This is a genomic window from Cronobacter malonaticus LMG 23826 (assembly GCF_001277215.2).
Lineage (GTDB): Bacteria > Pseudomonadota > Gammaproteobacteria > Enterobacterales > Enterobacteriaceae > Cronobacter > Cronobacter malonaticus.
On the sequence record NZ_CP013940.1, the window covers coordinates 3,766,524 to 3,778,914 of the forward strand.

A 12,391-nucleotide genomic window follows, 5' to 3' on the forward strand; every position below is an offset into this window, starting at 1 on the left:
TTCTTCACTCATGCGTATCGGACACTACCAGCTCAGAAATCGCCTGATCGCAGCCCCGATGGCTGGCATTACAGACAGACCGTTTCGGACGCTGTGCTACGAGATGGGAGCAGGATTAACCGTTTCAGAGATGATGTCCTCCAACCCGGAAGTCTGGGCGAGCGACAAATCCCGGTTGCGGATGGTACATGTGGATGAACCGGGTATTCGCACCGTGCAAATCGCCGGCAGCGTGCCCGAAGAGATGGCGGAAGCCGCGCGTATCAACGTGGATAACGGCGCCCAGATTATTGATATCAATATGGGTTGCCCGGCTAAAAAAGTGAATCGCAAGCTGGCAGGTTCAGCCCTTCTGCAATACCCGGAACTGGTGAAGTCTATCCTGACCGCGGTAGTTAACGCAGTGGACGTTCCCGTGACGCTGAAGATTCGCACCGGCTGGGATCCGGCTAACCGTAACTGTGTAGAAATTGCCCAATTGGCTGAAGAATGTGGTATTCAGGCGCTGACGATTCATGGCCGCACGCGCGCCTGTTTGTTTCAGGGCAACGCAGAATACGACAGCATTCGGACAGTTAAGCAGAAGGTTTCCATTCCAGTTATTGCGAATGGCGACATTACTTCCCCGCATAAAGCCAGGGCTGTGCTCGACTATACAGGGGCTGATGCTCTGATGATAGGTCGCGCGGCTCAGGGAAGACCCTGGATCTTCCGGGAAATCCAGCACTATCTGGACACTGGGGAGTTGCTGCCCCCTCTGCCTCTGGCAGAGGTTAAGCGTTTGCTTTGCGCGCACGTTCGGGAATTGCATGACTTTTACGGCCAGGCAAAGGGGTACCGAATCGCGCGTAAACATGTGGCCTGGTATCTCCAGGAACATGCTCCAGATGACCAGTTTCGGCGCACATTCAACGCCATTGAGGATGCCAGCGAACAGCTGGAGGCGTTGGAGGCATACTTCGAAAATTTTGCGTAAACAGAAATAAAGAGCTGACAGAACTATGTTCGAACAACGCGTAAATTCTGACGTACTGACCGTTTCTACCGTTAACTCCCAGGACCAGGTGACTCAAAAGCCCCTGCGTGACTCGGTAAAACAGGCACTGAAGAACTATTTTGCTCAACTGAATGGTCAGGATGTTAATGATCTGTATGAGCTGGTACTGGCTGAAGTAGAACAGCCCCTGTTGGACATGGTGATGCAATACACCCGCGGCAACCAGACCCGCGCTGCGCTGATGATGGGTATCAACCGCGGTACGCTGCGTAAGAAACTGAAAAAATACGGCATGAACTAAGTTCGCTTAGTTAAGCTGATTAAAAAGGCGCGAACCGGCATGGGGAAGCGCCTTTTTTGTTCTCCATGCTCTGCCCTGCCGCCGTTCTCCCGCCTGGCCTGACAAATAGCCGCCCCGCGCTACACTAATGACAGTATCGTGCCAGAAATATCGGCGCCGTAGCGACATTGCTGAACACGGTTATACCTGTCAAATCCATTGCTATTAAAGGGTCTTAAATCGCTTTCGCCGGGTTTTCGGCAGTGATAATGTTCAGCGCTCCCTCTCTACCCCGCAGGCCCGCCAGGCAAGGCCTGAGGATGTACGACCCTATTTTGGATGAGACGCCATGCTGGTTAGTCAGTACGACCATATTCTTGTTGTGACCTCTTTTATTGTGGCCATTCTGGCCTCAAGCACCGCGCTGAATATGGCGGGTCGCGTGACCACCAGCAGCGGCAATGTCGCGCGCATCTGGCTTTTGGGCGGCAGCGTCGCAATGGGAATTGGTATCTGGGCGATGCATTTTATTGGCATGCTGGCGATGAGCCTGCCCGTCACGCTGAGCTATGACCCTCTTATTACCGCAGCATCATTACTTATCGCCATTGGCTCCGCGCTGTTTGCGCTGTGGCTCGTGTGCGGTGCTGAACTGAAAGTGTCGCGCCTTATTCCCGGCTCCCTGGTGCTGGGCTGCGGCATCGCGGCGATGCACTATACCGGCATGGCGGCACTACTGGTGGAGCCTGGTATTGTCTGGGCCTGGGGATGGGTGGCGCTGTCGGTGGTGATTGCGTTGCTCGCCTCGGTGGCCGCGCTGTGGCTGACGTTCCGGCTGCGTCAGGATGTCGGCCACGTTGCGCTGATGCGCGCGGGTGCCGCCATTATTATGGGTATTGCGATAGCAGGTATGCACTATACCGGCATGATGGCCGCTAATTTCCCGAGCCACACCCATGCCACGCATATGGGCGTGAATACCCGCTGGCTGGCGCTGGTCGTGACGCTGGTCACGCTCGCGATCCTCGGCATCTCGCTGCTGGTCTCAATGTTCGACGCGCGCTTGCAGGCGCGCACGTCGCTGCTCGCCTCTTCGCTTGCAGAAGCCAATAAAGAACTCGCCCAGCTCGCGCTGCACGATACGCTCACGCGTTTGCCAAACCGTATTCTGCTGGAGGATCGTCTCGATCAGGCCATTCGTAAAGCCGATCGCGAAGAGAGCCGCTTCGCGCTGATGTTTATGGATCTCGACGGTTTTAAAGCCGTGAATGACGCCTACGGGCATAACACGGGCGACCGGCTGTTAGTCGCCGTGACCGAACGTCTGAAAGAACAGTTGAGAGGGCAGTTTACGCTGGCGCGCATCGGCGGCGATGAATTTGTCCTGCTCGCGGAAACCGACCAGCCTGATGACGCAGCGGCGCTCGCCAACGCGCTCGTTCACGCGTTTGATAATCCTTTTGCCGTTGAGCCTTATGAACTGGTGGTAACGCTAAGCGTCGGCATCGCATCCTATCCGCACGACGGTAAAAACGGCCGCGAGCTGCTGTTCAACGCCGACGCCGCGATGTACCACACTAAACACACCGGCCGTAACGGTTACAGCTTTTTCCAGCCTTCGATGAACACCCAGGCGCAGACACAGCTTCAGCTGATGAACGATCTCTGGCTGGCGCGCGAGCGTAAAGAACTCCGCCTGGTGTATCAGCCTAAATTCCAGGCGCCCTCCGGGCCAGTAGTGGGCTTTGAGGCGCTGCTGCGCTGGCAGCATCCGCAATACGGATTGCTGTCGCCCGACGCGTTTCTGCCGCTGGCGGAAAAGACCGGAATGATAATCAGCATTGGTGAATGGGTGCTGGACGAAGCCTGCCGCCAGCTAAATGAATGGCACCAGGCGGGCCATCAGGCCTGGTCGGTGGCGGTGAATCTCTCTACCATGCAATTCGAACAACCCGATCTGGTGGAGACGGTGATGAGCTGTCTTGAGCGCCACCAGATAGCGCCGGAGAAACTGATTCTGGAAGTGACCGAAACCACGGCCATGAGCAACCCGGACGAAAGCGTTCGCCTGCTGACCCGGCTTACGGAACTTGGCGTTAAAGCGTCGATTGATGATTTCGGCACGGGTTATTCGAGCCTGCTCTACCTGAAGCGACTGCCCGCCAGCGAGCTGAAAATCGACCGCGCGTTTGTCAATGAACTGCGCGCCGAGGGCGAAGACGCGACGATTGTTTCCGCCATCGTGGCGCTGGCGAAAACCCTGAATCTGCGGGTAGTCGCAGAAGGGGTGGAAACGGTTGAACAGCAGCAGTTTCTGACGGAGCTTGGCTGTAACACCTTACAGGGCTATCTGCTCGGTAAACCGCTGGCGCCGGAGGTGATCACGCGCGAAGGCAACAATCTGGAGCATCCTCAGCCCGCCACTGCCGCCAACGAGAACGTACAAGCCTGACTGCCACGCCAGCAGCACCAGGCTGCTGGCAAAATGCGGTTAATGTTCATTGCCCGGCTGCGGATTATTATTTTCCGGGCGCGGCAACATCCGCAATATATTGTCCACCAGCACGGGGGCTTGTCTGAAAAGATCGCACGCCTCTGGCTCAAATAACCAGTTTTTAAGAATACCGCTCAGGCAGCCGTGTAAAATCGTTAACATAATATCGACATCCAGAGATCCCGCTATCTGTTTCTCCGCAATCCCCTTACGCAGTAATTCCCCGATATAACAACGACTGAAACCAATTCGCTCACGGATTTCACTCTCCGGCATCATCTCTTCATCAAATTCGCATTTGCGGTAAAGAATTTGCAGCAGCGCGCGCTGGCGTGGGCTACGGGCGATATATTGCAGCGCAGCAATAAAGGTTTCACGTAATAAGCATAAAGGATCGCGCCATACGTCTTCCGGGATGTTCGGGCGAATAATGTCTCTTACCGGTAATTGCTGTTGCCAGATTTCATTAAACAGTTCGGCTTTACTGGTGAAATGCCAGTACACCGCGCCGCGCGTCACCTGCGCGGCCTGCGCGATATCCGTAAGCGTCGTGTGCGCGACACCGCGCTCGGCAAATGTAAAGATAGCGGCTTCAATAAGCTGCTGGCGCGTTTTTAGCGCCTCTTGTTTGGTTCTCCGGGCCATAAATCACCTTGCCTTTTCCTGGCGGGGGACAATCAACGATAACGCTGCGTTTTTATCACATCTTTTATTTCCTGGCGTGGGTTTTATATATAGATTTAGTGAATACATTAATTATTGAAATACACAAATTAAATATATTTCGTTCGGGATACGCTTTAACGCAAACAGAAACAAAATAATTTCAGAAATCATAACATCAAGAACAAATGAAGCGCATTCTTTGCTTTCTGATGCTTTTCGCCGTCCGAATAAATAAGGAATACTGACACAGACGCTGAATTATTTGTACGATAGCGCGTTGCTATTTTCATCTCACCCGTATTCCTGCTACCGACGTAACGGTAGATTTTGTATTTATGCTAATCAAGGAACAGCAATGACCAATTATGCCAGGCTTCTGCTTATGCCTTTTGGCCTGTACCTCTGTGTGTCAGGGATGACAGGTTGTGATAACCAGTCTAATGAGGCGCCTGCCGCTGCCGCACCGCAGGTGACCGTGCATATCGTAAAACCCTCTCCCGTCGCGGTCGTGACGGAACTGCCGGGCCGCACGCGCGCTTTTCGCGTAGCTCAGGTTCGCCCGCAGGTGAGCGGCATTATCCTCAGCCGTAACTTTACCGAAGGCGCGGATGTGAACGCAGGCGACTCGCTGTATCAGATCGATCCGGCGATGTACCAGGCCGCCTGGCAGAGCGCCAAAGGCAGTCTCGCGAAAGCGCAGGCTGCCGCGGAGATGGCCCGTCTGACGGTAAAACGTTACGCGGCGCTGACAGGCACGCAGTACATCAGCAAGCAGGAGTATGACGAGGCGGTGGCGAACGCGCATCAGGCCGAGGCGAGCGTGGCGGCAGCGAAAGCGGCGCTGGAGAGCGCCAGAATCAATCTGGCATGGACAAAAGTCTCCTCCCCAATCAGCGGTCGCATCGGTAAATCGAACGTCACCGAAGGCGCGCTTGTCACCAGTAGTCAGGCGAGCGAACTGGCAACCGTTCAGCAGCTCGATCCGATGTATGTGGATGTTACTCAGTCCAGCACCGACTTCCTGCGCCTGAAAAACGCGATGGCGCAGGGGAGCGTTGAAAAAGAAGCCAATGACGGCAACGTCGAGCTGGTGATGGAAAACGGCGACACCTACCCGCTGAAAGGCCAGTTGCAGTTCTCCGATGTGACGGTCGATGAAAGCACCGGCTCGATTACCCTGCGCGCCATTTTCCCGAACCCGCAGCATCTGCTGCTGCCAGGCATGTTCGTGCGCGCCCGTGTTCACGAAGGCATTCAGCCTGACGCCATTCTGGTGCCGCAGCAGGGCGTGACGCGCACGCCACGTGGCGAGGCGATGGTGATGGTGGTGAATGAGAAAAACCAGGTGGAAAACCGCAGCGTAACCACAAGTCAGGCCATTAAAGAAAACTGGCTGGTTACAAGCGGTCTCAAAACGGGCGAAAAAGTCATTGTCAGCGGGCTGCAAAAAGCGCATCCGGGCGTGGTCGTCACGCCTGTTTCCGCGCCTGCGAAGTAAGGTGACATCATGGCTAACTTTTTTATTCAACGCCCCATTTTCGCCTGGGTTCTGGCGATCATCATGATGATGGCGGGCGCGCTGGCGATTCTGCAACTGCCTATAGCCCAGTACCCGACCATCGCTCCACCGGCCATCGCCGTCTCAGCCACCTATCCGGGTGCCGACGCGCAGACCGTGCAGGACACCGTGACGCAGGTTATCGAACAGAACATGAACGGCATCGATAACCTGATGTATATGTCCTCCACCAGCGACTCCGCAGGCGGCGTGACGGTTACGCTCACCTTTACGTCCGGTACCGACCCGGATATCGCCCAGGTGCAGGTACAGAACAAGCTGCAGCTCGCCATGCCGCTGCTGCCGCAGGAGGTTCAGCAACAGGGCGTCAGCGTTGAGAAATCCAGCAGCAGCTTTCTGCTGGTCGCCGGGTTTATCAGCGACAACCCGTTACTGACGCAGGAAGATATCGCCGACTACGTCTCTTCAGATGTGAAAGACACCATCAGCCGAACTAACGGCGTAGGTGATGTGCAGCTGTTCGGCGCGCAGTATGCCATGCGCATCTGGCTCGATACGCATGCGATGAATAATTTCCAGCTCACGCCGCTGGACATTATCAATCAACTGCAAGCGCAGAATAACCAGATAGCGGCAGGCCAGCTCGGCGGCACGCCTGCCGTGCCGGGGCAGCAGCTTAACGCGTCGATCATCGCCCAGACGCGGCTTAAAGATCCGCAGGAGTTTGGCCGCGTGATGCTCAAGGTGAACCCGGACGGCTCGCAGGTGCGGTTGCGCGATGTGGCGCGCATTGAGCTTGGCGGTGAGAACTACAATATGCTGACCAAAATTAATGGCCAGCCCGCCACGGGGCTTGGGATCAAACTCGCTACCGGTGCCAACGCGCTGGATACGGCGAAGGCAATCAAGACCACTCTTGCCGACCTGCAGCGTTATTTCCCGCAGGGCATGAAAGTGGTTTACCCCTACGACACCACGCCGTTTGTGAAAATCTCCATTCACGAAGTGGTGAAAACCCTGTTTGAAGCCATCGTTCTGGTTTTTCTGGTGATGTACCTGTTCCTGCAAAACCTGCGGGCGACGCTTATTCCTACCATCGCCGTGCCGGTCGTATTGCTTGGTACATTCGCTGTGCTGTCGGCGTTCGGCTATTCGATTAATACCCTCACGATGTTCGGCATGGTGCTGGCGATAGGGCTGCTGGTGGATGACGCCATTGTGGTGGTCGAGAACGTCGAGCGCGTGATGGTGGAAGAAAAACTGCCGCCCAAAGAGGCGACACAGCTGTCGATGTCGCAGATTCAGGGCGCGCTGGTGGGGATCGCGATGGTGCTCTCTGCTGTTTTCGTACCGATGGCGTTCTTTGGCGGCTCTACCGGCGCTATCTACCGGCAGTTCTCCGTCACCATCGTTTCTTCTATGGCGCTTTCCGTCCTGGTGGCGCTGATCCTTACGCCTGCCCTGTGCGCCACGCTGCTTAAACCAGCGGGCGACGATCACCACGCGAAGAAAGCGAAATTTTTCGTCTGGTTTAACGCGCGCTTTGATTTAAGCGTGAATCACTACACGCAAAGCGTCGGCGGCATTCTGCATAAAACCGGACGCTATCTCGTACTTTATCTACTGATTGTCGCCGGTATGACGGTGCTGTTTGTCCGCCTGCCGACGTCCTTCCTGCCGGAGGAAGATCAGGGCGTTTTCATGACGATGGTGCAGTTGCCGTCAGGCGCGACGCAGGCGCGTACCCAGCAGGTACTGGATCAGGTTTCTCATTATTATCTCAACGATGAGAAAGCGAATGTGGAGTCGGTGTTTACCGTCAGCGGCTTTAGCTTCAGCGGCCAGGGGCAAAACGCCGGGATTGCGTTTATCAGCCTGAAACCGTGGGAAGAACGGCCCGGCCATGAAAACAGCGTCGGGGCGATTGTCGGCCGCGCGGGCCATGCGTTCAGCAAGATTCAGGACGGGCTGGTATTTCCGTTTAACCTTCCGGCTATTCTTGAGCTGGGTACCGCGACCGGCTTTGACTTTGAGCTGAAAGACCAGGCCAACCTTGGGCATAACGCGCTCACTCAGGCGCGTAACCAGCTACTCGGTATGGTACGCGAACATCCGGATCTGCTGACGCGCGTACGCCCGAACGGGCTTGAAGATACGCCGCAGTTCAAACTGGATGTCGATCAGGAGAAAGCGCAGGCGCTGGGCGTGTCGATTCCGGATATCAACCAGACCATCATGACAGCGCTGGGCGGCACCTACGTGAACGACTTTATCGACCGTGGCCGCGTGAAAAAAGTCTACGTACAGGCCGATGCCGCGTTCCGTATGTTGCCGTCGGATATCAACACCCTTTATGTGCGCGGCAGCGGCGGCGATATGGTGCCGCTCTCTGCATTTACCACGTCTCGCTGGATCTACGGTTCGCCGCGCCTGGAGCGCTATAACGGGATGCCGTCGATGGAAATTCTTGGCGAGGCGGCACCTGGCAGAAGTACCGGCGAAGCGATGGAGTTAATGGAAAGTCTCGCCGCTAAGCTGCCCACTGGCATCGGCTACGACTGGACCGGCCTCTCTTATCAGGAGCGGCTTTCCGGCAACCAGGCGCCCGCGCTCTATGCCATTTCACTGATTGTGGTGTTCCTGTGCCTGGCGGCACTTTATGAAAGCTGGTCGATTCCGTTTTCGGTGATGCTGGTGGTACCGCTGGGGATTATCGGCGCGCTGCTGGCGGCGTCGCTGCGCGGGCTCAATAATGACGTCTATTTTCAGGTGGGTCTGCTCACTACCATCGGTCTGTCAGCGAAAAACGCCATTCTGATTGTGGAGTTCGCCAAAGACCTGATGGAAAAAGAGGGCCGCAGCCTTACAGAAGCGACGCTTGAGGCGGTGCGCTTACGCCTGCGCCCGATTCTGATGACGTCGCTGGCGTTTATTCTCGGCGTACTGCCGCTGGTGCTGAATAACGGCGCGGGCAGCGGTGCGCAAAACGCGGTCGGCACCGGCGTGATGGGCGGTATGTTGAGCGCCACGCTGCTGGCGATTTTCTTCGTGCCGGTCTTTTTTGTGGTGATCCGCCGACGGTTTATAAAACCCAACGGCAATGCGTAAGGATTAATTACAAGGCGCCTTTATGGCGCCTTGATTTATTCTGCTTATCTGATTTTCTATTTCGTTGTATCATTGCAAACACCCTAAGCCCTTACTGCCATTAGTTTATTATTCATGACATCGTAACGGTGAATGATAACGTAAAGCGCCATCCTTCATAATTTCTTCACATTACCTCTGATTTACACCCTGACTATCCATCATTTTTACATTTCACATGAATTGCAATTATTGTCTGCTCAACGAACAGCAAAACGCGTGATAACCTTCTTTTATTGGCCGCCGCTGATAAATGATTGATTAATTCGAATCGTTTCGGGACGGCGGTTTATTCTGTAGAGGTGAATGATGAAAAAACTAATTCCCGCCGCACTGCTGTGTACGTTACTGGCTGGCTGCGCCCATGATTCCCCTTGCGTGCCGGTTTATGACGATCAGGGACGGCTGGTGCATACCAATACCTGCATGAAAGGCACTACGCAGGATAACTGGGAAACCGCAGGCGCTATCGCAGGTGGTGCCGCCGCGCTCGCCGGGATGACGATGGGCATCATCGCGCTGAGTAAATAAAAAAGCTGACGGGGCGATCTCCGCTGGTCTTATTGCTTTAAAACGGTGCAGAGTTTTGTCATAAGGTAAAATTTTGGCATTGCTTTGGCGCATAATAAAAAAGACGTCATAAAACGGACGTCTTTTTTATCCTCAACGCCTCGTTATTTTAATTCCTCGCGTGAGTTATCTCACAGGTTTCCCCACTGATTGTGGCTGCAATATTAACGCAGGAAATCATCTTTATGCCGTCTGAATAAAACGCGCTTTATTTTGCTCCAAAATGTGGCGTGCATTGTCTTTTTGCACTTTTTCAGTGCGCTTATTTTTTTCTTTTCTGTCTACACTTCGCTTAATACATCAGCGCGCGGCTTTTTATGCCTGATGTAAACCTGGCATTCCCTTTGCTTTACCCCCTATGGCTTATGCCACAGACAGCAAACTGGCGCCTCCCGGTCGCCTTATATCTATAACGATAATTCTCGCCACACAGGATGCATTATGAAGAAGATGATGATCGCCACTCTGGCCGCCGCAGGCGCGCTGTTCGCCGTTGCTAACCAGGCCCATGCCGGCGCCACGCTGGACAGTGTGAAAAAGAAAGGTTTTGTACAGTGCGGCATTAGTGACGGTTTGCCGGGCTTTTCCTATGCGGATGCCGGCGGCAAGTTTACCGGTATCGACGTTGACGTCTGCCGCGGCGTGGCTGCTGCTGTCTTTGGCGACGCCTCAAAAGTGAAATATACCCCGCTGACTGCGAAAGAGCGTTTCACCGCGTTGCAATCCGGCGAAGTGGATGTCCTCTCCCGTAACACGACCTGGACGTCATCCCGCGATGCGGGCATGGGCATGTCGTTTACCGGCGTTACCTATTACGACGGCATCGGCTTTCTGACCCACAACAAAGCGGGCCTTAAAAGCGCAAAAGAGCTGGATGGCGCGACCGTCTGTATTCAGGCTGGCACCGACACCGAGCTGAACGTGGCGGATTATTTTAAAGCCAACAATATGAAATATACGCCGGTGACTTTCGATCGCTCCGATGAATCGGCCAAGGCGCTGGAATCCGGGCGCTGCGATACGCTGGCGTCTGACCAGTCTCAGCTTTACGCGCTGCGCATTAAGCTCAGCAACCCGGCCGAATGGATTGTTCTGCCGGAAGTTATCTCCAAAGAGCCGCTCGGCCCGGTGGTTCGCCGTGGCGATGATGAATGGTTCTCCATTGTACGCTGGACGCTGTTCGCCATGCTGAACGCCGAAGAGATGGGCATCGACTCTAAAAACGTCGATGCTAAAGCGGCTAACCCTTCCACGCCGGATATGGCGCACCTGTTAGGCAAAGAAGGCGACTACGGCAAGGATCTGAAGCTTGATAATAAATGGGCGTATAACATCATCAAGCAGGTCGGTAACTATGGCGAGATCTTCGAGCGTAACGTCGGCCAGGAAAGCCCACTGAAGATTAAGCGTGGCCAGAACAATCTCTGGAATAAAGGCGGCATTCAGTACGCGCCGCCGGTACGTTAAGCAGTATGCCGTTACGGGCGTCGCTGTCGCGGCGCCCAGCCCAGAGTTAAGGTTGCCTGAGGTTTACCTATGTTCCATCGACGCCCTGGCGTGAAAGGCCCCCTGTCCCTTTCCAGCCCTGCGGTTCGCGCATGGCTGTACCAGATTGTGGCGATTGCTGTCGTGCTTGGCATCGCCGCGTATTTGATTCATAACACCATTACTAACCTGAATAATCGGGGCATTACCTCAGGATTCGCGTTTCTCGATCGCAGCGCCGGGTTTGGCATCGTCCAGCATCTGATTGATTACCAGGAAGGCGATACGTATGGCCGTGTTTTCCTGGTCGGTCTGATGAATACGCTGCTGGTTTCCGCACTCTGTATCGTTTTCGCCTCGTTTCTCGGCTTTTTTATCGGCCTTGCGCGGCTCTCTGATAACTGGCTGCTGCGTAAACTCTCGACGATTTATATCGAGACCTTCCGCAATATTCCGCCGCTGTTACAGATCTTCTTCTGGTACTTCGCGGTGCTGCGCAACCTGCCAGGCCCCCGGCAGGCAGTCAGCGCGTTCGATCTGGCGTTTTTAAGCAATCGCGGGCTTTACCTGCCCTCGCCCGAGGCGGGAGAAGGCGCGCTGGCTTTTGTGGCAGCGCTGGTCATCGCGGTCGCGTTGTCCGCCGGGTTGTATCGCTTTAATAAGAAGCATCAGATGAAAACCGGTCAGCTGCGGCGTACCTGGCCTTCGCTTTTACTGCTGATCGTCGTGCTGCCGTTGCTGGCGCATCTGATATTCGGCCCGGCGTTACACTGGGATGTGCCTGTGCTGCGCGGGTTTAACTTCAATGGCGGGCTGGCGCTCATCCCGGAGCTGGCGGCGCTGACGCTGGCGCTTTCGGTTTATACCTCTGCCTTTATCGCTGAAATTATCCGCGCCGGGATTTTGTCCGTACCGCACGGCCAGCATGAAGCGGCCCGCTCGTTAGGCCTGCCGAACCCGGTCACGCTGCGCCAGGTCATTATTCCGCAGGCGATGCGCGTCATTATTCCGCCGTTAACCAGCCAGTATCTGAATATTGTGAAAAACTCGTCGCTGGCAGCCGCTATCGGTTACCCCGATATGGTGTCGCTGTTTGCCGGTACGGTGCTGAACCAGACCGGACAGGCGATTGAAACGATCGCTATCACGATGTCGGTCTACCTCATTATCAGTCTGTCGATTTCACTCCTGATGAACCTTTATAACCGGCGTATAGCCCTGGTGGAGCGCTAA

At 55.1% G+C, this 12,391-nt stretch carries 9 protein-coding genes; 8 read left to right on the forward strand and 1 reads right to left on the reverse strand.

Annotated features, from left to right (window positions below; genetic code table 11):
- Nucleotides 1–10 precede the first annotated feature (10 nt).
- The 3 genes from dusB (at nucleotide 11) to AFK66_RS17675 (ending at nucleotide 3,729) form a co-directional block, all read left to right on the forward strand.
- On the forward strand, nucleotides 11–976 hold the full coding sequence (gene dusB / locus AFK66_RS17665; protein ID WP_032807645.1) for a tRNA dihydrouridine synthase DusB: 966 nt from the start codon (nucleotides 11–13) through the stop codon (nucleotides 974–976).
- 25 nt (nucleotides 977–1,001) lie between these two features.
- On the forward strand, nucleotides 1,002–1,298 hold the full coding sequence (gene fis, locus AFK66_RS17670) for a DNA-binding transcriptional regulator Fis (protein ID WP_000462905.1): 297 nt from the start codon (nucleotides 1,002–1,004) through the stop codon (nucleotides 1,296–1,298).
- A gap of 328 nt (nucleotides 1,299–1,626) precedes the next feature.
- Nucleotides 1,627–3,729 (forward strand): putative bifunctional diguanylate cyclase/phosphodiesterase, encoded by a 2,103-nt coding sequence (locus tag AFK66_RS17675; protein WP_007780298.1) that lies wholly within the window; start codon nucleotides 1,627–1,629, stop codon nucleotides 3,727–3,729.
- A gap of 39 nt (nucleotides 3,730–3,768) precedes the next feature.
- Here the strand turns inward: AFK66_RS17675 and envR are convergent, their stop codons facing one another.
- The gene (gene envR, locus AFK66_RS17680; protein WP_007780296.1) at nucleotides 3,769–4,416 is read right to left on the reverse strand and encodes an acrEF/envCD operon transcriptional regulator; all 648 of its coding nucleotides are present in this window, start codon (nucleotides 4,414–4,416) and stop codon (nucleotides 3,769–3,771) included.
- A 376-nt stretch (nucleotides 4,417–4,792) separates the two neighbouring features.
- Here envR and AFK66_RS17685 point away from each other — a divergent pair, with 376 nt between their 5' ends.
- The 5 genes from AFK66_RS17685 to AFK66_RS17705 all read left to right on the forward strand — a co-directional run bounded on the left by AFK66_RS17685 (nucleotide 4,793) and on the right by AFK66_RS17705 (nucleotide 12,391).
- A complete protein-coding gene (locus tag AFK66_RS17685; RefSeq protein ID WP_032983027.1) occupies nucleotides 4,793–5,935 on the forward strand; it encodes an efflux RND transporter periplasmic adaptor subunit in 1,143 nt (380 codons plus the stop codon).
- 9 nt (nucleotides 5,936–5,944) lie between these two features.
- Nucleotides 5,945–9,064: an efflux RND transporter permease subunit gene (locus AFK66_RS17690; RefSeq protein ID WP_007780290.1), complete on the forward strand. Its 3,120-nt coding sequence runs from the start codon at nucleotides 5,945–5,947 to the stop codon at nucleotides 9,062–9,064.
- A 348-nt stretch (nucleotides 9,065–9,412) separates the two neighbouring features.
- Nucleotides 9,413–9,634 carry a putative periplasmic lipoprotein gene (locus AFK66_RS17695; protein ID WP_007780287.1) on the forward strand — a complete coding sequence of 74 codons (222 nt, stop codon included), beginning with the start codon at nucleotides 9,413–9,415 and terminating at the stop codon, nucleotides 9,632–9,634.
- Nucleotides 9,635–10,114: 480 nt separating this feature from the next.
- Entirely contained in the window at nucleotides 10,115–11,140 is a 1,026-nt protein-coding gene (locus AFK66_RS17700; RefSeq protein ID WP_004385331.1) for an amino acid ABC transporter substrate-binding protein, read from the forward strand.
- 69 nt (nucleotides 11,141–11,209) lie between these two features.
- On the forward strand, nucleotides 11,210–12,391 hold the full coding sequence (locus tag AFK66_RS17705) for an amino acid ABC transporter permease (protein ID WP_007780283.1): 1,182 nt from the start codon (nucleotides 11,210–11,212) through the stop codon (nucleotides 12,389–12,391).

What these genes read in the sequence shown, in the direction of transcription:
- AFK66_RS17700 (WP_004385331.1), top strand. Translation starts at nt 10,115, where the DNA reads ATGAAGAAGATGATGATCGCCACTCTGGCCGCCGCAGGCGCGCTGTTC.
- AFK66_RS17690 (WP_007780290.1), top strand. Translation starts at nt 5,945, where the DNA reads ATGGCTAACTTTTTTATTCAACGCCCCATTTTCGCCTGGGTTCTGGCG.
- envR (WP_007780296.1), bottom strand. Translation starts at nt 4,416, where the DNA reads ATGGCCCGGAGAACCAAACAAGAGGCGCTAAAAACGCGCCAGCAGCTT.
- AFK66_RS17685 (WP_032983027.1), top strand. Translation starts at nt 4,793, where the DNA reads ATGACCAATTATGCCAGGCTTCTGCTTATGCCTTTTGGCCTGTACCTC.
- fis (WP_000462905.1), top strand. Translation starts at nt 1,002, where the DNA reads ATGTTCGAACAACGCGTAAATTCTGACGTACTGACCGTTTCTACCGTT.
- AFK66_RS17695 (WP_007780287.1), top strand. Translation starts at nt 9,413, where the DNA reads ATGAAAAAACTAATTCCCGCCGCACTGCTGTGTACGTTACTGGCTGGC.
- AFK66_RS17675 (WP_007780298.1), top strand. Translation starts at nt 1,627, where the DNA reads ATGCTGGTTAGTCAGTACGACCATATTCTTGTTGTGACCTCTTTTATT.
- AFK66_RS17705 (WP_007780283.1), top strand. Translation starts at nt 11,210, where the DNA reads ATGTTCCATCGACGCCCTGGCGTGAAAGGCCCCCTGTCCCTTTCCAGC.
- dusB (WP_032807645.1), top strand. Translation starts at nt 11, where the DNA reads ATGCGTATCGGACACTACCAGCTCAGAAATCGCCTGATCGCAGCCCCG.